Source organism: Pseudomonas sp. JDS28PS106, from assembly GCF_036706555.1.
In the GTDB taxonomy this organism is placed as follows: domain Bacteria; phylum Pseudomonadota; class Gammaproteobacteria; order Pseudomonadales; family Pseudomonadaceae; genus Aquipseudomonas.
Window position 1 is genome coordinate 335,367 of the sequence record NZ_JBAJGT010000002.1, and the last position, 22,944, is coordinate 358,310.

Sequence of the window (22,944 nt, forward strand, 5' to 3'; positions counted from 1 at the left end):
GTCTGTAGATAATCTTCGAAGCGCCGGAACTTAATTTCACGGCCAAGGCTCTTAGGCTCGTAGCTACTTTAATAAGGAGAAGTACCCATGCGTAAATCTTTAGCCTATGCCTTGATGCTGTCCGCCACTCTGGGCCTCGCAGCCTGCGACAAGAAATCCGAAAACACCCAGCAGGACGCCAACAAAGCGGCCCAGCAGTCCCAGGAGTCGATGGAAAAGGCTCAGGAGAAGGTGAACGACGCTGCCAAGGAAAGCCAGGAAGCCGCGCAGAAGAATGCCGAAGCCGCTCAGCAGCGCGCTACCGAGAATAATAACCAGGCTCCCGCTCCAGCTCCGGAAGCCACACCGACCCGTTAATCAACGGCCGGTTTGCACACAAATAATAAAGCCCGCTCTAGAGCGGGCTTTATTATTTGAATCCATGAAACAAAAACTTGTAAAACCACCGACCCGAAAGTGTATCGGCGGTTTTACCGGAAGGGTCACGCCAGCGCATCTTTCCGTGCGCCGAGAACCCGATCCACGACGACTGCCACGACCAGCGTGGCGACGGCCGGCACCAGCCACGCCAGCCCCTGCTCACTCAACGGCAAGTCCATCAGCATCGCTGGCAGGTGTTCGCCCATGCCTGCGCCTTTCATGGCATCGACCAGGCCGAACAGCAGGGCGACCAGCATCACGGGCGCCACGACGCGTGACTGGTTGTGCCACAGCTCCTTGCAGAAGCTCAGGCCGACCAGCACGATGCACGGCGGATAGATCGCGGTCAGCACCGGAATCGAGAAAGCGATCAGCTTGGTCAGACCCAGGTTCGAGACCAGCAGGGAGAAGACCGCCAGGATTATCACCAGCGACTTGTAGGACAGCGGCACGACACGGCTGAAGTACTCGGCGCAGGCGCAGGTCAGACCTACCGCCGTCACCAGACAGGCCAGGGAAATCAGCACCGCGAGGAAACCGCTACCCATGGCGCCGAAGGTGTGCTGTACATACGCATGCAGCACGGCAGCGCCGTTTTGTGCACCCATCGCCACCGCATGGCTGTCGGATCCCAGACGGAACAGACTGATGTACACCAGTGCAAGACCGACGCCGGCGATCAGACCAGCGATGATTGCGTAACGGGTTATCAGCCTGGGCGACTCAACGCCGCGCGAGCGGATGGCGTTGACGATGACGATGCCGAACACCAGCGCACCCAGGGTATCCATGGTCAGATAACCATTGATGAACCCTTGGGAAAAAGGTGCCGACACATAGGCAGGCTCAGCCGGGCCGACCTCGCCTACCGGAAGCACGAACGCAGCAACGCCCAGGATCGCCAGGGCGATGATCTTCAGAGGCGCCAGGAAACGGCCGACCGTATCCAGCAGACGCCCTGGGTACAGGGACACCCAGAACACCACCAGGAAATACACCAGACTGTAGAGAAACAGCGCCATCGGGCTTTCGCCCGTCAGCGGAGCCAGCCCGACCTCGAACGAGACGGTCGCGGTGCGCGGCGTCGCGAACAGCGGACCGACCGCCAGATAGCACACCGCCGCCAGAATGCCGCCGGCGATCTTGCCGATGGGGCTGCTCAGACTGTCCATCGCACCACCGACTTTCGCCAGTGCGATGACAGTGATGACCGGAAGACCCACTGCCGTGACCAGAAAGCCCAGCGCGGCAATCCAGACATTGGGACCGGCCTGCAGACCTACCATGGGCGGGAAAATGATATTCCCGGCCCCTACGAACAACGCGAACGTCATGAAACCAAGCGCCAGGATGTCCTGGCCTTTCAACACTTTCATCAAGGAAAACCACTGCCAAATCGGTATTAAGAAGGAAGGTGTTCCCGCGAGTTAGGGAAAAATCCGCCTACCCTCATAGGGCTGGCAGCGAGCGCTACGGGTCCTTGTGGGGCCCGGACGGCGCTGGAGGGTCGCTAGCCTAACGAAAAGCGCGGCAAAACGCACTAGCGAGGGGCATTGGCGCGACGAGGCGCACCTGAAACAGGCAGGCGTACGCCGACCCGTAGGAGCGGATTCATCCGCGAAAAATGCATCAGACGCAACCAATGCGTCGGCCTTCATGACCTCTCGCGGATAAATCCGCTCCTACGAATTTGTGATCTTCACCCCAAATGATGGATGGGTGTCCAGAAATGGGGACGCAGATCAAATCCTCTGGGCTGAAACGACAAAGGCCACCCGAAGGTGGCCTTTGTCTGGTCAGAATCGGTAAGCAAAGCTTACTTCTTCATTTCCCAACCAGTCAGCTCGGCCAGGGCCTTGCCGATGTCCGCCAGCGAACGGACGGTCTTCACGCCAGCGTCCTGCAGAGCAGCGAACTTCTCGTCCGCAGTGCCCTTGCCGCCGGAGATGATGGCGCCCGCATGGCCCATGCGCTTGCCCGGAGGCGCAGTCACACCGGCGATGTAGGAAACGACCGGCTTGGTCACGTTGGCCTTGATGAAGGCAGCAGCTTCTTCTTCAGCCGAACCGCCGATCTCGCCGATCATGACGATCGCTTCGGTCTTCGGGTCTTCCTGGAACAGTTTCAGGATGTCGATGAAGTTGGAGCCTGGGATCGGGTCACCGCCGATACCGACGCAGGTGGACTGACCGAAACCGGCGTCAGTGGTCTGCTTGACCGCTTCGTAGGTCAGGGTGCCGGAACGCGACACGATGCCGACCTTGCCTGGCAAGTGGATGTGGCCTGGCATGATGCCGATCTTGCACTCGCCCGGAGTGATGACGCCTGGGCAGTTAGGACCGATCAGGGTCACGCCCAGCTCGTCGCACTTGACCTTGGCTTCCAGCATGTCGATGGTCGGGATGCCTTCGGTGATGCAGACGATCAGCTTGATGCCGCCCAGCGCCGCTTCAAGGATGGAATCCTTGCAGAATGGAGCCGGTACGTAGATGACCGAAGCGTCGGCGCCGGTGGCTTCGACAGCTTCTTTCACAGTGTTGAACACTGGCAGGTTCAGGTGGGTGGTGCCACCCTTGCCTGGTGTCACGCCGCCAACCATCTTGGTGCCGTAAGCGATGGCCTGTTCGGAGTGGAAAGTACCCTGCGAGCCGGTGAAGCCCTGGCAGATGACTTTGGTGTCTTTATTGATCAAAACGCTCATTACTTGCCCTCCGCAGCTTTGACAACTTGTTGAGCAGCGTCGGTCAGGCTGGTAGCCGCGATGATGTTCAAGCCGCTTTCTGCCAGTACTTTAGCGCCCAGCTCAGCGTTGTTGCCTTCGAGGCGAACAACCACCGGGATTTTAACGCCCACTTCCTTCACCGCGCCGATGATGCCTTCGGCAATCATGTCGCAACGAACGATGCCGCCGAAGATGTTGACCAGTACGGCCGCGACGTTGCTGTCGGACAGAATGATCTTGAACGCTTCGGTCACACGCTCTTTGGTTGCACCGCCGCCCACGTCGAGGAAGTTGGCTGGCTTGCCGCCGTGCAGGTTGACGATGTCCATGGTGCCCATGGCCAGACCGGCACCGTTGACCATGCAGCCAATGTTGCCTTCCAGCGCCACGTAGTTCAGTTCGAACTTGGCGGCGTGAGCTTCGCGCGGATCGTCCTGCGAAGGGTCATGGAACGCCTTCAGCTTTGGCTGACGGTATACGGCGTTGCTGTCGATGTTGATCTTGGCGTCCAGGCAGTGCAGGTTGCCGTCGGCCTTGATCACCAGCGGGTTCACTTCCAGCAGTGCCAGGTCGTAGTCCTGGAACAGCTTGGCCAGGCCAACGAAGATGTTGGTGAACTGCTTGATCTGGTCGCCCTTGAGGCCCAGCTGGAATGCCAGCTCACGACCCTGGAACGGCTGAGCGCCAACCAGTGGATCGATGGTGGCCTTGAGAATCTTCTCGGGAGTATCGTGAGCGATTTTCTCGATATCCACGCCACCTTCGGTGGAAGCCATGAATACGATACGACGGCTGGAGCGGTCGACGACTGCGCCCAGGTACAGTTCCTTGTCGATGTCAGTGCACGACTCGACCAGGATCTTGGTCACTGGCTGACCATTGGCGTCAGTCTGGTAAGTCACCAGACGCTTGCCCAGCCACTGCTGTGCGAAAGCCGCTGCGTCTTCCTTGCTGCGAACCAGCTTGACGCCGCCCGCTTTGCCACGACCACCTGCGTGAACCTGGGCTTTGACAACCCACTCGGTTCCGCCAATCTTGTCGCAAGCTTCTGCTGCCGCTTCCGGGGTGTCTACCGCGAAGCCCTTGGATACTGGCAGGCCGTATTCAGCGAACAGCTGCTTACCCTGATACTCGTGAAGATTCATGCTTATTACCGTCTTCGTTTAGGTACTGCGCATTCGGTGCTGCACATTGTGCCGCACCACCTGTGACCGCTACTTCCGGTCGGCCCGCGAAACGGCCTGGGCCATTTCGCAAGCGTTCCGAGAGGTCGAGTCCGGCGGAGTTTCCGCGGAGAGTCTTGCTCGCAAGGCTCACGACGGGCATCGCGCCGTGGTTTTTTTCTTATCTTCTCAGCGCTTCTTGCGGTTCTGGATGTGAATGGCGCCGCCATTCACTGCCAGGGCCGCTTCGTGCAACGCTTCGGACAGCGTCGGGTGCGAGAAGACCATCATGCCGATGTCTTCAGCGCTGGTGCCGAATTCCATGGCAATCGCGCCCTGCTGAACCAGTTCGGCAGCGCTTGGGCCGATGACGTGCACACCCAGCACACGGTCAGTCTTGGCATCGGCGATAACCTTGACGAAACCGCCGGTGTCGTTGGCTGCCATGGCACGGCCACTGGCCGCGAACGGGAAGGTGCCGACGTTGACTTCGACGCCTTCGCCCTTGAGCGTCTGCTCGGTCTTGCCGACCCACGCGATTTCCGGATGGGTATAGATGACCGAAGGAATCAGGTTGTAGTTCATCTGGGCTTTGTGACCCTTGAGGCGCTCGACGACCATGATGCCCTCTTCCGACGCCTTGTGCGCCAGCATCAGACCGCGAACCACGTCACCGATGGCGTATACGCCCGGCACGCTGGTAGCGCAGTAGTCGTCGACATAGATGAAGCCACGCTCGTCCAGATCCACGCCGCAGTCGGCAGCCAGCAAGTCGGTGGTCACCGGACGGCGGCCTACCGCTACGATCAGACGATCGAAGGTGATTTTCTGCTCGCCGTTTGCGTCGGTGTAAGTCACCTCGACTTCATCACCGTTAACCTGCGAACCGGTCACCCGGGCGCCCAGCTTGATGTCCAGACCCTGCTTGGTGAAGGTCTTGAGCGCTTCCTTGGCAACGGCTTCGTCAGCCGCCGGCAGGAATTTGTCCAGTGCTTCCAGAACGGTGACCTGGGCACCCAGACGGGCCCATACCGAACCCAGTTCCAGACCGATGACGCCGGCGCCGATGACGCCGAGACGCTTCGGAACCTGCTGGAATTCGAGAGCGCCAGTGGAGTCGACGATGACGTTCTGGTCGACCGGAGCCGGCGGAATGTCGATCGGCCGCGAACCGGACGCCAGGATCACGTGTTCCGCTTCGATGACTTCGACGGTGCCGTCAGCCGCGGTCAGTTCGATCTTCTTGCCGGCCAGCAGCTTGCCGTGGCCTTGCAGGGTGGTGACGCCGTTGGCCTTGAACAGGCTGGCAACGCCACCGGTCAGGCCTTTGACGATGGTGGACTTGCGGCCGACCATCGCCGGTACGTCGATGGACACCTCAGAGGTCGAAATACCGTGGACGCCGAAGCCGTTCTTGGCTTCGTAGAATTTCCACGAGCTGTCCAGCAACGCCTTGGAAGGGATACAACCTACGTTCAGGCAAGTACCGCCCAGGGCCAGCTTGCCCTCCTTGTCCTGATACTTCTCGATGCAGGCAGTCTTGAAACCAAGTTGCGCAGCCTTGATGGCGGCGACATAGCCGCCAGGGCCCGCGCCAATCACTACCACGTCGAATTTCTGGGACATAAAAAAGATTCCTTTTAGCTGCGAGCTTCAAGCTGCAAGCTGCAAGCCGATCAGCGATTTTCCACACAATCGGCCTGCAACCCTTTCATTAGATGCTACCCGACAGCCTCGGGCCGTACGCCAAGCTGCTTTTCTCTTGCAGCTTGCCGCTTGCAGCCCAGGGCTGTGTCATCAGATATCCAGCAGCAGACGAGCCGGGTCTTCCAGCAGGTTCTTGATGGTAACCAGGAAAGTCACTGCTTCCTTGCCATCGATCAAACGGTGGTCATAGGACAGCGCAAGATACATCATCGGGCGAATAACCACCTGACCATTGACGGCCATCGGACGCTGCAGAATGTTGTGCATGCCCAGAATGGCGGCCTGCGGCGGGTTGACGATCGGGGTCGACATCATCGAACCGAAAGTACCACCGTTGGTGATGGTGAAGGTACCACCGGTCATTTCGTCGATCGACAGCTTGCCGTCGCGAGCCTTCTTGCCGAAGGTGGCGATGCCGCCTTCAATTTCCGCCAGGCTCATGTGCTCGGCGTTACGCAGAACCGGAACCACCAGACCGCGGTCGCTGGAGACGGCAACGCCGATGTCCGCATAACCGTGGTAGACGATGTCGGAACCGTCGATGGAGGCGTTGACCGCCGGGAAGCGCTTGAGTGCTTCGGTAGCGGCTTTGACGAAGAAGGACATGAAGCCCAGGCGCACGCCATTGTGCGACTTCTCGAACAGGTCCTTGTACTTGGAGCGCAGCGCCATTACTTCGGTCATGTCGACTTCGTTGAACGTGGTCAGCATCGCCATGTTCGACTGGGCTTCGACCAGACGCTTGGCTACGGTGGCACGTACGCGGGTCATCGGCACGCGCTTCTCGGTACGGTCGCCGGCGGCGAATACCGGAGCGCTGGCGGCAGCGGCGGCTGGCTTGGCGGCAGGAGCCGCGGCTGGCGCGGACTTCTTGGCCTCGACAGCGGCAACCACGTCTTCCTTGGTCACGCGACCATCTTTACCAGTGCCCTTGATGCTCGCCAGGTTGATGCCGTTTTCTTCGGCCAGCTTGCGCGCGGCCGGACCGCCAATGGCGTCGTCGTCCGCTGCGGCGGGCGCGGCAGCCTGAGCTGCCGGAGCAGCTGCGGCGGCCTGGGCAGGTGCGGCCGAGGCGGTAGCGCCTGCGTCCAGGGTTGCAATCACTTCGTTGGACAGGACGGTATCGCCCTCGCCTTTCACGATCGACGCCAGAACGCCGTCAGCCTCGGCCAGCACTTCGAGGACAACCTTGTCCGTCTCGATGTCGACCAGCAGCTCGTCACGTTTGACCGCTTCGCCCGGTTGTTTGTGCCACTTGGAAATGGTGCCGTCGGCAACGGATTCCGGGAAAGAGGGGGCTTTGATCTCGATAGCCATTATCTGTAATTCCTTAATTCGGTTTCTAATGCTCGAAGGCGTTAAACAGTGAAGGCATCCTGCAGGAGCTGTTCCTGCTGCTCGGCATGCATCGACGCGTAACCACAGGCAGGCGCGGCGGACGCATCACGACCGGCATACTCGAGAACGAGGCTGCGCTTGTGATTGCCCATGCTGCGACGCAGATGGTGTTGACTGCTGTACCAGGCACCCTGGTTCATCGGCTCTTCCTGGCACCAGACCACGTGTTCGAGGTTGGTGTAGGGTGCGATCGTTTCCATCAGATCATCTTCAGGGAACGGATACAGCTGTTCGATACGCACGATGGCGATGTCTTCACGGCCTTCGGCACGACGCTTCTCCAGCAGGTCATAGTAGACCTTGCCGCTGCACAGGATCAGGCGGGTAACCTTGGCCGGATCGAGCGTGTCGATTTCAGGAATGACCGTCTGGAACGAACCTTCGGCCAGATCTTCCAGTGTCGAGATTGCCAGTTTATGACGCAGCAGCGACTTGGGCGTCAGCACCACCAGCGGCTTGCGCAGCGGACGGATCACCTGACGACGCAGCAGGTGGTAGATCTGAGCGGGCGTGGTCGGGACGCAGACCTGAATGTTGTGCTCGGCACACAGTTGCAGGTAACGCTCCAGGCGCGCGGAGGAGTGCTCCGGCCCCTGCCCTTCGTAGCCGTGCGGCAGCAGCATGGTCAGACCGCACAGACGGCCCCACTTGTGCTCGCCACTGGTGATGAACTGGTCGACGACGACCTGGGCACCGTTGGCGAAATCGCCGAACTGGGCTTCCCAGATCACCAGCGCATTCGGCTCGGTGGTGGAGTAGCCGTATTCGAACGCGAGAACCGCTTCTTCCGAGAGGAACGAGTCGTACAGGTCGAAGCGAGGCTGACCGGCATACAGGTTCTGCAGCGGAATGTAGGTGCTGGCGTCCTTCTGGTTGTGCAGGACGGCGTGACGGTGCGAGAAAGTACCGCGACCGACGTCCTGACCGGTGATGCGCACCGGATGACCTTCGAAGGCGAGCGTGGCGTAGGCCATGGTCTCGGCGTAACCCCAGTTGATCGGCAAGCCGCCGGCCTGCATCTTCTGACGGTCTTCGTAGATCTTCTGGACCTGACGCTGCACCACGAAGCCTTCCGGCAGCTCCATGAGCTTGGCCGACAGTTCCTGCAAGGTCTTGAGGTCGAAACGGGTGTCGTGACGCGCGGTCCACGCATGGCCCAGATACGGACGCCAGTCGACGAACAGTTCCTTGTTCGGTTCCTTGACCAGACTCTTCACCACATGCAGGCCGTTATCCAGCGCGTTGCGGTAGTCGTCGATCTTGGCCTGAACGCGCGCATCGTCGAGCACGCCGGACTTGATCAGCTGATCGGCATACAGTTCACGGGTCGTGCGCTGCTTGGTGATCTGCTGGTACATCAGCGGCTGGGTGCCGCTTGGCTCGTCCGCTTCGTTGTGACCGCGGCGGCGGTAGCAGACCAGATCGATGACCACGTCACGCTTGAACTGCATGCGGTAGTCGATCGCCAACTGGGTGACGAACACCACGGCTTCCGGATCGTCGCCGTTCACGTGCAGGATCGGCGCCTGGATCATCTTGGCAACGTCGGTCGCGTACTCGGTGGAACGCGAGTCCAGCGGGTTGCTGATGGTGAAGCCGACCTGGTTGTTGATGACGATGTGAACGGTACCGCCAGTCTTGAAGCCGCGGGTCTGCGACATCTGGAAGGTTTCCATGACCACGCCCTGACCGGCGAACGCCGCGTCACCGTGGAGGGAAATCGGCAGCACCTTGTCGCCGCTCGGATCGTTGCGACGATCCTGACGCGCGCGTACGGAACCCTCGACCACCGGAGAAACGATTTCCAGGTGGGACGGGTTGAACGCCATCGCGAGGTGCACTTCGCCGCCCGCGGTCATGACGTTGGAGGAGAAGCCCTGGTGATACTTGACGTCACCGGAACCCAGCTCGACCTTCTTCTTGCCTTCGAACTCGTCGAACAGCTCGCGCGGGTTCTTGCCGAAGGTGTTGACCAGCACGTTCAGACGGCCACGGTGGGCCATGCCGATGACGACTTCCTTGGTGCCATAGGAGCCGGAGCGCTGGATCAGCTCGTCCAGCATGGGGATCAGGCTCTCGCCGCCCTCCAGGCCGAAACGCTTGGTGCCCGGGTACTTGGTGCCCAGGTACTTTTCGAGACCTTCGGCCGCGGTCACGCGCTCAAGCAGGTGAGTCTGGACTTCGGCGGAGAACACGGGACGACCGCGTACGCTTTCCAGGCGCTGCATGAACCAGTTGCGCTGCTCGGAATCCACGATGTGGGTGAACTCGGCGCCGATGGTGCGACAATATGTCTGCTGTAAAGCCTCGACGATCTCGCGTAGGCTCGCTTCCTCTTTGCCGATGAACAGGTCGCCGGCACGGAAGGTCGTATCAAGATCGGCATTGGTCATGCCGTAATGATTGATCGACAGGTCAGCGGGAGCGGGCCGTTGCCACAAGCCCAGCGGGTCCAGCTGGGCGGCCTGGTGGCCCCGCATCCGGTAAGCCTGGATCAGTCGCAGTACTTCTACCTGCTTCTTCTCGTGTTCGCTGCTCACACTGCCGGCGGACACCGGTTGAGCACGGCGCTGGTTTTTCGCCAGCAACACGAAATGATCGCGAATCGTAGAATGCGATACATCGGTGGCAGAGTTGCCGTCAGCGGGCAACGTCTGAAAGTAGGTGCGCCACTCTTCTGGCACAGCGTTAGGGTCGTGCAGGTAAAGCTCGTAGAGCTCTTCCACATAGGCAGCGTTACCACCTGACAGGTGGGCACTGTTCCACATGCGCTGCATCACGCTTTCTTGCATGCTTGGTCACCCTCGGTAAGGGGACACCACCGGCGAAGACACCAGAGCAACGCTGAAACAGTCGTGTGCAGCGACCATGACAAGTCACTAAGGATCACGCAGATAGTCCGGGTACCAGCCCGGATGCCCCTGCTGGTCTTTTTCTTCAAATAAGAGCGACGGCCTTGCGAGCCACTGCTCAGGTTAAAGCTGCGACGCCGGCGATAGCCCGCGCCGCAGCGACTTCAGGTACAACGGTGTAGCGGTAAAGCGATGAATCAGACGCCGCTTTGCAGAAGCATGTTGCGCACGTGACCGATGGCCTTGGTTGGGTTCAGGCCTTTGGGGCAGACGTTGACGCAGTTCATGATCCCGCGGCAGCGGAACACGCTGAACGGATCGTCCATGGACGCCAGACGCTCGGCGGTCTTGTTGTCGCGGCTGTCGGCCAGGAAGCGATAGGCCTGGAGCAACGCGGCTGGACCGAGGAACTTGTCCGGGTTCCACCAGAAGGACGGGCACGAGGTCGAGCAGCAAGCGCACAGAATGCACTCGTACAGACCGTCGAGCTTCTCGCGCTCTTCCGGAGACTGCAGACGCTCGATGGCCGGAGCCGGCGTATCGTTCTGCAGGAATGGCTTCACCTTCTCGTACTGCTTGTAGAAGATGCTCATGTCGACGACCAGGTCACGAATGACCGGCAGTCCTGGCAGAGGACGAACCACCAGCTTGTTGTTCTTCACCACGGAAGACAGCGGCGTGATGCACGCCAGGCCGTTCTTGCCGTTGATGTTCATGCCGTCGGAGCCGCAAACACCCTCGCGGCACGAGCGACGATACGAGAAACCTTCGTCCTGTTCCTTGATCAGGGCCAGTACGTCCAGCACCATCAGGTCCTTGCCACCGGTGTCGACCTGAAATTCCTGCATGAACGGCGCGGCGTCCTGATCAGGGTTGTAACGATAAACGCTGACTTGCAACATGGCGGTCACCCTTAATAAGTCCGGACTTTAGGCTCGAAAGTCGGAACAGTTTTCGGCGAGAAGTTCACGGCACGCTTGGCTACGCGCTTTTCACCCGGGAAGTACAGGGTGTGGCACAGCCAGTTCTCATCGTCGCGATCTTCGAAGTCTTCACGGGCGTGGGCGCCACGGGATTCCTTGCGATGCTCGGCGGCGATGGCCGTCGCTTCGGCGACTTCCAGCAGGTTCTGCAGCTCCAGCGCTTCGATACGCGCGGTATTGAAGGCCTGGCTCTTGTCGTTGATCTTGACCTTGGCAATACGCTCGCGCAGGGTCGCCAACTGAGCAATACCCTTCTGCATGTACTCGCCGGTACGGAATACACCGAAGTAGTTCTGCATGCAGCTCTGCAGCTCTTTGCGCAGCGTGGCGACGTCTTCGCCCTCGGTGCGCTCGTTCAGGCCGCTGAGGCGTGCCAGCGCGGCATCCACGTCGGTTTCCGAGGCGCGACGGTAGTCGATACCTTCGTTGAGCGCCTGCTCCAGGTGCAGGCCGGCCGCACGACCGAAGACCACCAGGTCGAGCAGCGAGTTGCCGCCCAGGCGGTTGGCACCGTGAACCGATACGCACGCCACTTCACCCACGGCGAACAGACCGGGAATGATCTGGTCGGTGCCGGTGGCGTCCTGAGTGATCGCCTGACCATGAATGTTGGTGGCGATGCCGCCCATCATGTAGTGGCAGGTAGGCACGACCGGGATCGGCGCGGCGGCCGGATCGACGTGAGCGAAGGTCTTGGACAGCTCCATGATGCCCGGCAGGCGGCTGTGCAGCACTTCCTCGCCGAGGTGATCGAGCTTGAGCATCACGTGGTCGCCATCGGGACCGCAACCGTTGCCGGCGATGATTTCCTTGACCATGGAGCGCGCGACGACGTCACGACCTGCAAGGTCCTTGGCGTTGGGCGCGTAGCGCTCCATGAAACGCTCGCCGTGCTTGTTGATCAGGTAGCCACCTTCACCACGGCAACCCTCGGTCACCAGTACGCCGGCGCCGGCGATGCCGGTCGGGTGGAACTGCCACATCTCGATATCCTGGACTGGAACACCGGCGCGCAGCGCCATGCCCACACCGTCGCCGGTGTTGATCAGGGCGTTGGTGGTCGAGGAGTAGATACGGCCCGCGCCGCCGGTAGCCAGTACGGTGGCGTTGGCGCGGATGTAGGAGGTCTCGCCGGTTTCGATGCAGATCGCGATGATGCCGACGAAAGCGCCGTCCTGGTTCTTCACCAGATCCACTGCGTAGTATTCGTTGAGGAATACGGTACCGGCCTTGAGGTTGGCCTGGTACAGGGTGTGCAGCAGCGCGTGACCGGTACGGTCGGCCGCGGCGCAGGTACGGGCAGCCTGGCCGCCCTTGCCGAAGTCCTTGGACTGACCGCCGAACGGGCGCTGATAGATGCGCCCCTGTTCGGTACGGGAGAACGGCAGGCCCATGTGTTCGAGTTCGAAAACTGCTTCAGGGCCGACGGAACACATGTATTCGATGGCGTCCTGGTCACCGATGTAGTCGGAACCCTTGACGGTATCGTACATGTGCCAGCGCCAGTCATCGTTCGGGTCGGCCGAAGCGATGGCGCAAGTGATGCCGCCCTGTGCGGACACGGTATGCGAACGGGTCGGGAAGACCTTGGTGACTACGGCGGTCTTGTGGCCGCCCTGAGCCAGTTGCAAGGCCGCGCGCATGCCCGCCCCGCCGCCACCGATGATGATGGCGTCGAACGAAAGTGTATTGATGTTAGCCATGAATCAGATACCCCAAAGAATCTGCACACCCCAGACGAAGTAAGCGAACATCGCGATGCCGCATACCGCCTGAAACAGGAAACGTACCGATGTCGCGGACTTGCCCAGCGCCATTGGCGTCAGGTAGTCGGTCGCGATGGTCCACATGCCGACCCAGGCGTGAGCGCCGAGGGCCACGAGGGCGAGCAGACTGAAGATACGCATGCCGTTATGGGCGAACAGATCATGCCACTGGGCATAGGTCAGGCCCGGGTTGGCGACCAGGTAACCGATCAGGAAAATGAAATAAGCCGCGAGAACGACCGCAGACACGCGCTGCGCCATCCAGTCATAGAGGCCCGAACGCGACAGGTTGGTGACGTTGGTTACCATATCCATACTCCCGCCAGAATGATCATCACCACGGAGACTGCGATAACGATTTTGGAGCCCAGCTTGCCGCCTTCCAGCGTCTCGCCAATGCCCGTGTCCATGATCAAGTGGCGTACACCGGCCACCAGGTGATAAAGCAGGGCAGACAGCAGCCCCCAGATGACAAGCTTGGCCAGCGGACTGGTCAGATACGCCTTCACGTCACCGAAGCCTTCTTCGGATGCCAGCGACTTGTCCATTGCATACAGCATGATTGCAATACCGACAAAGAGGATGACACCGGAGATGCGGTGAAGGATGGACGTGTAAGCAGTGACTGGGAGCTTGATGGTCCTTAGGTCTAGATTTACAGGTCGTTGGCTTTTCACGGCTTTTTTCACACTGAAGAGCCCCTAACAAGCAGGGCAAGTTGTTGGGAAGTGCACTGGTCAGGTACCCACCACCCAGGAAGTGACGACCCCCTTGGAACAGGCCCAAAAGCCCCTGGCGGTCGGACGCCGAGTATAGACAGTTAGGCTACTAATGACAACGCGCAGACTTACCCCCAATAGCGGATTGCACTCTGCGGCCAAAAGGCGTAAATGGCACGAAACAGCGCATTCGGCGCAGGCTTGCGAGGCCTGTGGAACACGACTTTAGGCAAATTGACTTTGGGATTTATCTCACTATAGTGATGCGGGCCCTGCGTGGGGGGCCTGTCTGATGATTTGAAGCATAAACAGGAGGCCATATGGCTGACAAAAAAGCGCAGTTGATCATCGAGGGCGCAGCCCCCGTCGAGCTGCCAATACTGACCGGCACCGTGGGTCCAGATGTGATCGACGTACGCGGTCTCACTGCCACAGGCCGCTTCACATTCGACCCAGGCTTCATGTCGACCGCCTCTTGCGAGTCGAAGATCACCTACATCGACGGTGACAACGGAATCCTGCTTCACCGCGGCTACCCGATCGAACAACTGGCCGAGCAGTCCGACTACCTCGAAACCTGCTACCTGCTGCTCAATGGCGAATTGCCCACCGCCGAACAGAAGGCCCAGTTCGTGGCAGTGGTCAAGAACCACACCATGGTCCACGAGCAGCTCAAGACATTCTTCAACGGCTTCCGCCGTGACGCCCACCCGATGGCCGTGATGTGCGGCGTGGTCGGCGCGCTGTCCGCGTTCTACCACGACTCGCTGGACATCAATAACCCGCAGCACCGCGAGATTTCCGCGATTCGCCTGGTCGCCAAGATGCCGACCCTGGCGGCGATGGTCTACAAGTACTCCATGGGCCAGCCCATGATGTACCCGCGCAACGACCTCAGCTACGCGGAAAACTTCCTGCACATGATGTTCAACACCCCGTGCGAGATCAAACCGATCAGCCCGGTGCTGGCCAAGGCGATGGACCGGATCTTTATCCTCCACGCCGATCACGAACAGAATGCTTCGACCTCCACCGTGCGCATGGCCGGCTCCTCGGGCGCCAACCCGTTCGCCTGTATCGCAGCCGGTATCGCCGCGCTCTGGGGCCCGGCCCACGGCGGCGCCAACGAAGCGGTGCTAACCATGCTCGATGAGATCGGCGATGTGTCGAACATCGACAAATTCATCGCCAAGGCCAAGGACAAGAACGACCCGTTCAAGCTCATGGGCTTCGGTCATCGCGTCTACAAGAACCGCGACCCGCGCGCCACGGTGATGAAGCAGACCTGCGACGAAGTGCTCAAGGAACTGGGGATCAACAACGATCCGCAACTCGAACTGGCCATGCGCCTGGAAGAGATCGCCCTGACCGATCCGTACTTCATCGAGCGCTCGCTGTACCCGAACGTAGACTTCTACTCGGGCATCATCCTCAAGGCGATCGGCATTCCGACCAGCATGTTCACCGTGATCTTCGCCCTGGCGCGGACCGTAGGCTGGATTTCGCACTGGAAGGAAATGCTGTCCAGCCCGTACAAGATCGGCCGTCCACGCCAGCTGTACACCGGCAGCGAACAACGCGACATCGTTGCCCTGACAGACCGCAAGTAACTTCAGCGTCTGTAACGAAAAGGGCTGCCATTGGCAGCCCTTTTCGTTGTATCGCCCGACTTATTTCTGAGCCCGCTCGCGCAACGCTTTCAAGGTGTTGAAAGGTGCATCCACCACAAACTTGTTCGCCAGCATCGAAGGTACGCTGCCTCCTGGCTCGGTGTGTACCTGATAGGTCACTTCAGTCTGGTTCGGCCCCTTTGGCACCAGCTTCCAGAATCCTTCCACCTGAGCAACCCGGACGTAACCTTTCTCCTCGGGGATGTAGGTCGGCTGCTCTTGAAGGGTACGCGTCAGACTGCCATCCGCGCCCTCTTTGGTGGTGATCAGAAGTACGGAATCGCGGGGCGTCACCGGCCAGGGCGTATTGAAGCGAGTGTAGGTCCAGACTTTGTCGCCCTCATGCTTGAGCAACTTCTGGGACTGGCATTCATGCACCCAGGCGCAGGCGCCTGCTACATCCTCTTGAAGCGCGCGCAGCTTTGCGACACTGGCATTGATGACCGTCACGCCGCGATAAGCCTTGTATTTCGATCCAGCCACATCACTCAAGGCGACCTGGATACCCTCCTCGTCCCTGGCGACCTGCCAGTTCTCGGCAAGCGCTTCTCCCGCCAGCAGAACCGACAAACCACAAACCACAGCCAAGCGATGCGACGCCTTCATATTGTTTTCCTTGTGCTTGAAGTTCCACCCGGGACCGGGCGTCATGTCACGGATCAGGCAACCGCGGTTGCCGCTTCCCACCAGCCGATCAAACGAATCGCGTCCGCCTGATCGACACCACATACCTCCTCGTCAGCCTTGAACTGACCGCAGACAGCGGGCCGCTCCGGCTTGCCGAACAATGCGCAGAGCAGGTCGATGCCCAGGTGCACGCAACGCTGACCGGCGGCCTTGCCCTGGGGCATGCCCGGAATGGGCGAACTGATTGAGGGAGCGATGCAGCAGGCACCACAACCGGAGCGACAGTCCATGACTCGACACCCTTGTAACGTTCTTTGGAAAGTCGCTGATATTAACCGCCGAAACGGCCATTGGAAAACGCCGTTTCGGACGACGGACAGGGCCTTATTGCTTGAACTTGAAATCCAGCGCGGCGCCTTCGACATCGCGACGACTGTCGTTACGCATCTGCAACTGCATTTCATTGCTCAGCAGTCGCCCGTTCAGCTCGAACGGTTCACTGCCAGATGACGAAGCGTCGGTATCGAACATCGGCGGCAGAATAGGCTTGCGCCGTGCGGTAATCACCTTCGCCGGAGGCTCCAGCTCCTGCACCAGCTCGGGAGGCAGGCTGAGGTCGAGCTTCGGTGGCGCCAGGCGAGTTTCCTTGACCTCCTTGCTGGTCTGCCTGGCCTGCCTGGCCTTGCGCTGCTGCGCGACGGTCTCCCGCTTGTCAGCGGATTTGCTCGGGGCGGGTTTCTTTGTCGTTTCCGGTTTCCCGGCCGCAGCGGTCGACGGCCCTGCAGCCTTGTCCTTGTCTACAGACTGCTTGCCCGCCACCACCGGCACGACTGGCGCAGTCGCAGGCATCTCATGAACGGGCGGATCTTTCTTGTCCGCAGCGGGCGAGACGACGGATTCCGAAGGCTGATCGGCCGTCGAACGCACGGCAGGTGGCGCGGGCGCAGGCGCGGACTCTTGCGTGGCCGCGTCGGTGCGCGGTTTAGGCACAGGGGTTTCCTGCGCATCGCACGCACTCAACAACACAACAATCAGCAATACGGTACAACGCAGCAGATTCATAAGTGACAGAGCGACCAGAACGGAGAAAAAACCTAGTTTGCTTGAGGCCTGCGGGAGGCACCAAGAGTTCCAACAATCGAAACCAAACCGGCGGCCTCAGTACCCTGCCACCGTTTCATGACATAACTGCCGGGCAAGCATGCCCAGCGTCATAAGCGCCCGCTCGGCCTCACGATTCCACGGCATGCCGCAATTGAGCCGGATACAGTGATTGAACTGCTCGGTGTTGCTGAAAATCAGGCCCGGCGCAATGCTGATGCCCTGCTCCAGCGCCCGGACGTGCAGAGTCTGCGTGTTGACCCTGCCGGGCAGGCTGACCCAGAGGATGAAACCGCCGACGGGGCGGCTCATCTGCGTCCCTTCCGGAAAGTGCTGCTGCACCGCCAGCTGATACGCGCTCAGATTTTTCCGATACTCAAGTCGGATGAAACGCAAATGCCGGTCGTAACCGCCGTTTTCCAGGTAAGCCGCAATCGCCATCTGAGTGACGCTGCACGCCGAATGGGTACTGAACGTCTGTAAACGCTGAATCTCGGCCTGGTACTTGCCGGCGATCATCCAGCCGATGCGCACACCCGGCGACAATGTCTTTGAGAAGCTGGAGCAGTACACGACCCGACCGAGGCGATCGAAGGCTTTGAGCGCCTTGGTGCGCCCGACCTCGAACATCAGCTCGCCGTAGATATCATCTTCGACAATCTGTATGTCGAAATCCGATGCCAGTCGCAGCAGGTGCTTCTGCCGCTCTTCCGGCATGGTGCCCCCTAGCGGATTGCTCAGCCGCGCCGTCAGCACCAACGCCTTGATGGTCCACTGATTGGCGGCCAGCTGCAAAGCCTCCAGGCTGATGCCTGTGACCGGATCGCTGGGGATCTCGATGACCTTGAGGCCGAGCAGGTCCGCCAGTTGCAGCAGCCCGTAATAGGCAGGCGACTCGGCGGCGATCAGATCGCCCGGCTGGGTCAGGACGCGCAGAATCATCTGCAATGCATCGACACATCCGTGGGTGATCACCACCTCGGAAGGATCGACCACCACACCCGCATCGCGCATGCGGATTGCCACCTGACGTCGCAAGGGCTCGAAACCCGGACTGAACATGTAGCTGAAGGCACGCGGGCTGTGAAAGCGCGTGACCTTGGCCAGTTGCTGATGCAGGGCACGCACCGGCAAATAGTCGACGTGGGGCACGGCAGCGCCGAGGGCGAACACCCCTTCGCGCCGCGACTCTTCGAGTACCTGCTGAATGATGCTGCTGCGGGTGACCAGGCTTGGCCGCTCGACCCGCGCAATGTCCGGCGTCGAGGCGGTCAGCGCCGGGGTCTGGTGCACGTAATAGCCCGATTGAGGCCGCGCCCTGATCAACCCCTGATCTTCGAGGTTCGCGTACGCCTGCAACACGGTCGCATGACTGACGTTGAGTTGCGAACTCATCTTGCGCACCGAAGGCACGCGCTCGCCCGGTCGATAAACGCCACGGCGTATATCTTCGGCCAACTGCTGGGCGATGCGTTGATAAAGCAGGAGATTGGTCATGGCACTGCCTCGGGACGACCGGCGCGCCTGGGGTGGCGTTCGGACCGGAACAGTCTGGAAGTGTACCGGGACAGTTCGGGTTTAGGCCAGCGCCAGGACGCTGGCCTGTGCGACAGCCGTTTGCGCGATCAGCGCGCGGCGCCCAGATGGCCCTGATCGTCGGAAAAGACGATCTCGACACGCCGGTTCTGCGCGCGACCGCGCTCCGAGGCATTGGCATCCACCGGAAAGTCCTGGCCATAGCCCTCGACCTGCACCCGCTTCTCGCTCACGCCCAGATCGATCAGAACGTCCGCCACCGCTTGCGCCCTGTCTCTAGACAACTTCAGGTTTTCCTGTCGATCGCCGGTGCTGTCGGTATAACCTTCGATGCGCACCACGCGACGTGGATTGAGCTGCAAAAACTGGACGACCTTGAGCACCGTCCGACTGGCGGAACTCTTGAGCTCGGCATGGCCCGGATCGAACAACACATCCCCTAGCGTCATCACCAGCCCTCGCTCGGTCTGGGTCGTCACCAGACTGAGGATCTGATCCTCCAGCCAGCGTCCTTGTTGCTGAGCGCTATTGAGCTTGGCTTCGCGCAGTGCCAATTGCAGGCGCTGACGCTCCAGCTCCATTTTCGCCAGTCGCTCCTGAAGCAACAGCAAATCACTGTGCTCGCGGGCGATCTCACTGTAGCGGCTGCTCAGGTAGGCATAGTGGCTGACGTCGCTGGCGCTGCCAATGTAACTCGACAGGCGCTCCGCCCGCGCCAGAGACTCGCCGGCGCGCAGCAGATCCTTGGGCGCGCTGCGCAGCACGTCGGGATCCTCCTTGACCTTCTGGAACTCACTGCTGGCGCGCTGCAGATCGCGGGCACTGTTGGCCTGGCCTGCGCAGCCCTGAAGACCGGCGACGCCAACCAGTGTCGCCACACCCAGCATTCGTGAAAAAGGCTTCATTGCTTTTCCCCCAACTGCTTGCGCAGACGATTGAGCCGGGTGTTCAACTGATCCACCTGCTCGCGCCCTTTCAAGGTCAGGACCTTTGCTTCGGCGAGGCGAGCATCCAGCTCGGCCTGCTCGGCGTTGAAGCGCGCATCCTTGAACGCCTGCGCATTCATGTCGGCGCGGGCCTGGGCGAACTTGCCCTCGGCAGCCTGCAACTCCGACTGCTCGTCAGTGGCGCCGACGGCCCGCGCCTGCTCCAGCGCTTGCTCAGTGAGTTTCATTTGTTCCAGAGGTGCCGGATCGCTGGCACACCCGACCAGGGTCGCAAGTGCCAACGCGGCGAATGAAAGGCGGATCATCACAACGGGTTTCCTACTTGTTTGAGGCCTTGTCCAAGACCTTGTCTGAAGCGCTGGCCTCGGCGGGCTGCAAGAGCTGGGCCTTCCACAGGCCCAGATTGCGGGCGACGATTTCGTCCGACCGGCCGGAGGCGACCGATTCTGTCATCTTTTTTGCCAACTGTCCGCGTAACCATGAATCGTTGCACGCCGAGTTGAAGGACAGGGCCAGATGCAGGCCTGGCGTATCGAGCACCGTGGGTTGCGCGACGATATCGGCGGACAGCCCGAGAGACTGGACCATGACCATGCCGGCGTAACGACCGGCCAGCACGTAGTCCACTTCGCCCAGCGCCAGCTTCTGGAATGCCTGAGGAAGACCCGGCACGCGAACCAGCTCGGGCTGCGCGGCGGCTGCCTCGAACGTCGGGGTCAGACGTGTTTGTGCCGATATGGCACCCGCACGTCCCTGCAAGTCCGCAAGACTGGAAAACGGCACTGGTGATGCGTGCCGGGTCCAGATCAATATATCGTTGCGCACGACGGGAGGATGCACATAGTCCAGCGCATCGAGGCGGGCCGTATTCAGGGGAGCGTCGATCAGCAGATCCATACGCCCGGTACGCACTTCGTCGAACGCCTGACCGCGCTTGCCCGCATACAGGAATTCCACGGTCAGACCCAACTCATCGGCGATCTGGCTCACCAAGTCGACGTTGGCCCCCATCAGATGTCGAGCATCCTGGGGATCCCGCCACGAATAAGGCGGCGCATCCGGACTGCCGGTGGCAATCAGACGTTCGCATTTGCCGGCAGCCATCGACCCCGCGGGACAGGCTAGCAAGGCTGCGACTAAGAGCGACAGCCATCTGGGCTTGTGCATGGATCATCCTTCTCGCAAAACTGTATTTCAGGCCAATAAAAAACCCGCCGCTCTGCCCCGCCTATCGCTTGCATCGCGACACACGGGACAGAACCAGCGGGCTCTCTATCGAGCAGCCGTCTTTATCAGACCAGCTTCTCCAACTCCGGAATCGCTTCGAACAGGTCGGCGACCAGACCGTAATCGGCCACCTGGAAGATCGGCGCCTCTTCGTCCTTGTTGATCGCGACGATCACCTTGGAGTCTTTCATGCCTGCCAGATGCTGGATCGCGCCGGAAATGCCGACCGCGATATAGAGCTGAGGCGCGACGATCTTGCCGGTCTGACCGACCTGCATGTCGTTGGGCACGAAACCGGCGTCGACCGCGGCGCGGGAAGCGCCCACCGCCGCGCCCAGCTTGTCGGCCAGCGCGTACAGGTGCTTGAAGTTGTCGCCGTTCTGCATGCCGCGACCGCCGGAAACGACGACCTTGGCCGCAGTCAGTTCAGGACGATCGGACTTGGCGAGCTCTTCGACCACAAAGCTGGAAATGCCGGCATCGTGCGCCGAACCCACAGCTTCGACGGTGGCCGAACCACCTTCGGCCGAGACGGCGTCGAAACCGGTGGCACGCACGGTGATGACCTTGACCGAAGCACTGGACTGCACAGTCGCAATCGCATTACCGGCATAGATCGGACGCGTGAAAGTGTCTGGCGACTGGACCGAAATGATCTCGGAGATCTGGTCCACGTCCAGCTTGGCGGCCACGCGCGGCATGATGTTTTTGCCGTTGGATGTGGCAGGCGCCAGAACGTGGCTGTAGCCGGAGGCCAGCTCGACGATCAGCGGCGCGACGTTCTCGGGCAGCTGGTGTTCATAAGCGGCGTTATCGGCCACCAGCACCTTGGACACGCCCGCCACCTTGGCGGCGGCTTCGGCCACGGCGGCAACGCCGGCACCGGCTACCAGGACGTGAATGTCGCCACCGATCTGCTGCGCGGCAGCGACGGTGTTCAGCGTGGCAGGCGCCAGGCTGGAAGTGTCGTGTTCAGCGATAACCAGAATTGTCATCAGAGCACCTTCGCTTCGGTTTTCAGTTTTTCGACCAGTTCGGCCACCGACTTGACCTTGACGCCCGCGCCGCGCTCGGCCGGGGCTTCTACCTTGATGACCTTATTGGTGGAGGCCACGGACACGCCCAGCGCGTCAGGCGTCAGGGTTTCCAGCGGCTTCTTCTTGGCCTTCATGATATTGGGCAGCGACGCGTAACGCGGCTCGTTGAGGCGCAGGTCGGTGGTCACGATGGCCGGCAGGTTCAGCGAGACAGTCTGCAGACCGCCATCGATCTCGCGGGTCACCGCGACCTTGCCGCCTTCCACTTCGACTTTCGAGGCGAAAGTGCCCTGCGCGTAACCGCTCAGCGCGGCCAGCATCTGGCCGGTCTGGTTGTTGTCGCTGTCGATGGCCTGCTTGCCGAGGATCACCAGCTGCGGCTGCTCCTTGTCGACGACGGCCTTGAGCAGCTTGGCGACCGCCAGCGAAGTCAGCTCTTCGGTCGACTCCACCAGTACGGCACGGTCGGCGCCCAGCGCCAGCGCGGTGCGCAATTGTTCCTGAGCGGTGGCAGGACCGATGGTCACGACCACGATCTCGCTCGCCACGCCTTTTTCCTTCAAGCGCACGGCTTCTTCCACGGCGATTTCGCAGAAGGGATTCATCGACATTTTGACGTTGGCAAGATCGACGCCGGAGTTGTCCGCCTTGACGCGAACCTTGACGTTGTAGTCGACCACTCGTTTGACAGCTACAAGAACCTTCATGGATTCCTCGTTACTCTCCGGTGAAAAGAAAGTCGCCTGGTACGACCAGGCGATCGATATGTGTCCTCAACAAGCAATCGTTCAGGCGCGGGCGCTGTGCACGGATCGGGACGACGGCAAAAAAATCCGGTGAAGAGGCGATCCACCCGGCTGCGGACCGCCTGGGTGTGTAAAATGCCCCGCAAGACACAGCAAGCAGCCTGCGCCGCATTCGCCTGATGCCTTATGGACGGGTTCGATGAACCCCGTTTCAGCCTACGGCGAATGCAAAACCGCCCGTATCTTGACCGCATCACCTTTTCCGGTCAATACGCCAAATCGGCCAGTAACAGGTCTGACGTCTTTGATTTCTCTGGCCTGCG

Annotated in this window: 22 protein-coding genes; 3 read left to right on the forward strand and 19 right to left on the reverse strand. The window is 60.6% G+C overall.

Features of this window, described 5'->3' with window-relative positions; all coding sequences use genetic code 11:
• Window positions 1-87 precede the first annotated feature (87 nt).
• On the forward strand, window positions 88-357 hold the full coding sequence (locus TRP66_RS04700; RefSeq protein ID WP_333400198.1) for a hypothetical protein: 270 nt from the start codon (window positions 88-90) through the stop codon (window positions 355-357).
• Between the two features lie 125 nt (window positions 358-482).
• Here TRP66_RS04700 and brnQ read toward each other — a convergent pair whose 3' ends face one another.
• From brnQ to sdhC, 10 genes are all read right to left on the reverse strand, one after another.
• Window positions 483-1,796: a branched-chain amino acid transport system II carrier protein gene (brnQ, locus tag TRP66_RS04705; RefSeq protein ID WP_333400199.1), complete on the reverse strand. Its 1,314-nt coding sequence runs from the start codon at window positions 1,794-1,796 to the stop codon at window positions 483-485.
• A gap of 440 nt (window positions 1,797-2,236) precedes the next feature.
• The gene (sucD, locus tag TRP66_RS04710; protein WP_333400200.1) at window positions 2,237-3,121 is read right to left on the reverse strand and encodes a succinate--CoA ligase subunit alpha; all 885 of its coding nucleotides are present in this window, start codon (window positions 3,119-3,121) and stop codon (window positions 2,237-2,239) included.
• The gene (gene sucC / locus TRP66_RS04715) at window positions 3,121-4,287 is read right to left on the reverse strand and encodes an ADP-forming succinate--CoA ligase subunit beta (protein ID WP_333400201.1); all 1,167 of its coding nucleotides are present in this window, start codon (window positions 4,285-4,287) and stop codon (window positions 3,121-3,123) included. Before sucC ends, sucD begins: the two co-directional genes overlap by 1 nt.
• A 207-nt stretch (window positions 4,288-4,494) precedes the next feature.
• Window positions 4,495-5,931 carry a dihydrolipoyl dehydrogenase gene (gene lpdA, locus TRP66_RS04720; RefSeq protein WP_333400202.1) on the reverse strand — a complete coding sequence of 479 codons (1,437 nt, stop codon included), beginning with the start codon at window positions 5,929-5,931 and terminating at the stop codon, window positions 4,495-4,497.
• 171 nt (window positions 5,932-6,102) lie between these two features.
• Complete coding sequence (odhB, locus tag TRP66_RS04725) at window positions 6,103-7,329, reverse strand: 2-oxoglutarate dehydrogenase complex dihydrolipoyllysine-residue succinyltransferase (protein ID WP_333400203.1); 1,227 nt, start codon at window positions 7,327-7,329, stop codon at window positions 6,103-6,105.
• A 41-nt stretch (window positions 7,330-7,370) separates the two neighbouring features.
• Complete coding sequence (locus tag TRP66_RS04730) at window positions 7,371-10,202, reverse strand: 2-oxoglutarate dehydrogenase E1 component (protein ID WP_333400204.1); 2,832 nt, start codon at window positions 10,200-10,202, stop codon at window positions 7,371-7,373.
• A gap of 257 nt (window positions 10,203-10,459) precedes the next feature.
• The gene (locus tag TRP66_RS04735) at window positions 10,460-11,164 is read right to left on the reverse strand and encodes a succinate dehydrogenase iron-sulfur subunit (protein WP_333400205.1); all 705 of its coding nucleotides are present in this window, start codon (window positions 11,162-11,164) and stop codon (window positions 10,460-10,462) included.
• A gap of 11 nt (window positions 11,165-11,175) precedes the next feature.
• Complete coding sequence (sdhA, locus tag TRP66_RS04740) at window positions 11,176-12,948, reverse strand: succinate dehydrogenase flavoprotein subunit (RefSeq protein ID WP_333400206.1); 1,773 nt, start codon at window positions 12,946-12,948, stop codon at window positions 11,176-11,178.
• 3 nt (window positions 12,949-12,951) lie between these two features.
• On the reverse strand, window positions 12,952-13,320 hold the full coding sequence (sdhD, locus tag TRP66_RS04745) for a succinate dehydrogenase, hydrophobic membrane anchor protein (RefSeq protein ID WP_333400207.1): 369 nt from the start codon (window positions 13,318-13,320) through the stop codon (window positions 12,952-12,954).
• The gene (gene sdhC, locus TRP66_RS04750) at window positions 13,314-13,700 is read right to left on the reverse strand and encodes a succinate dehydrogenase, cytochrome b556 subunit (RefSeq protein ID WP_333400208.1); all 387 of its coding nucleotides are present in this window, start codon (window positions 13,698-13,700) and stop codon (window positions 13,314-13,316) included. The genes sdhD and sdhC overlap by 7 nt, the downstream gene beginning before the upstream one ends.
• Before the next feature lie 350 nt (window positions 13,701-14,050).
• Here sdhC and gltA point away from each other — a divergent pair, with 350 nt between their 5' ends.
• Window positions 14,051-15,340 (forward strand): citrate synthase, encoded by a 1,290-nt coding sequence (gltA, locus tag TRP66_RS04755; protein WP_333400210.1) that lies wholly within the window; start codon window positions 14,051-14,053, stop codon window positions 15,338-15,340.
• A 60-nt stretch (window positions 15,341-15,400) separates the two neighbouring features.
• Here gltA and TRP66_RS04760 read toward each other — a convergent pair whose 3' ends face one another.
• The 9 genes from TRP66_RS04760 to TRP66_RS04800 form a co-directional block, all read right to left on the reverse strand.
• Window positions 15,401-16,006: an START domain-containing protein gene (locus TRP66_RS04760; RefSeq protein ID WP_333400211.1), complete on the reverse strand. Its 606-nt coding sequence runs from the start codon at window positions 16,004-16,006 to the stop codon at window positions 15,401-15,403.
• Between the two features lie 53 nt (window positions 16,007-16,059).
• Window positions 16,060-16,317, reverse strand: coding sequence for a YkgJ family cysteine cluster protein (locus tag TRP66_RS04765; RefSeq protein ID WP_333400212.1), 258 nt, complete (start codon window positions 16,315-16,317; stop codon window positions 16,060-16,062).
• 94 nt (window positions 16,318-16,411) lie between these two features.
• Complete coding sequence (locus TRP66_RS04770; RefSeq protein ID WP_442965163.1) at window positions 16,412-17,017, reverse strand: translation initiation factor 2; 606 nt, start codon at window positions 17,015-17,017, stop codon at window positions 16,412-16,414.
• Between the two features lie 168 nt (window positions 17,018-17,185).
• Window positions 17,186-18,625, reverse strand: a complete 1,440-nt coding sequence (locus TRP66_RS04775; protein ID WP_333400214.1) for an aminotransferase-like domain-containing protein — start codon at window positions 18,623-18,625, stop codon at window positions 17,186-17,188.
• 128 nt (window positions 18,626-18,753) lie between these two features.
• Window positions 18,754-19,569 (reverse strand): OmpA family protein, encoded by an 816-nt coding sequence (locus TRP66_RS04780; protein ID WP_333400215.1) that lies wholly within the window; start codon window positions 19,567-19,569, stop codon window positions 18,754-18,756.
• Window positions 19,566-19,919, reverse strand: a complete 354-nt coding sequence (locus TRP66_RS04785; protein WP_333400216.1) for a DUF4398 domain-containing protein — start codon at window positions 19,917-19,919, stop codon at window positions 19,566-19,568. Before TRP66_RS04785 ends, TRP66_RS04780 begins: the two co-directional genes overlap by 4 nt.
• A 10-nt stretch (window positions 19,920-19,929) precedes the next feature.
• On the reverse strand, window positions 19,930-20,778 hold the full coding sequence (locus TRP66_RS04790; RefSeq protein WP_333400217.1) for a substrate-binding periplasmic protein: 849 nt from the start codon (window positions 20,776-20,778) through the stop codon (window positions 19,930-19,932).
• A gap of 125 nt (window positions 20,779-20,903) precedes the next feature.
• Window positions 20,904-21,833: an electron transfer flavoprotein subunit alpha/FixB family protein gene (locus TRP66_RS04795; protein WP_333400218.1), complete on the reverse strand. Its 930-nt coding sequence runs from the start codon at window positions 21,831-21,833 to the stop codon at window positions 20,904-20,906.
• Complete coding sequence (locus TRP66_RS04800) at window positions 21,833-22,582, reverse strand: electron transfer flavoprotein subunit beta/FixA family protein (protein WP_333400219.1); 750 nt, start codon at window positions 22,580-22,582, stop codon at window positions 21,833-21,835. The genes TRP66_RS04795 and TRP66_RS04800 overlap by 1 nt, the downstream gene beginning before the upstream one ends.
• On the opposite strand from TRP66_RS04800, the gene TRP66_RS04805 reads away from it, so the two are divergent.
• On the forward strand, window positions 22,581-22,715 hold the full coding sequence (locus TRP66_RS04805) for a hypothetical protein (protein WP_333400220.1): 135 nt from the start codon (window positions 22,581-22,583) through the stop codon (window positions 22,713-22,715). The genes TRP66_RS04800 and TRP66_RS04805 overlap by 2 nt on opposite strands.
• Window positions 22,716-22,944 lie beyond the last annotated feature (229 nt).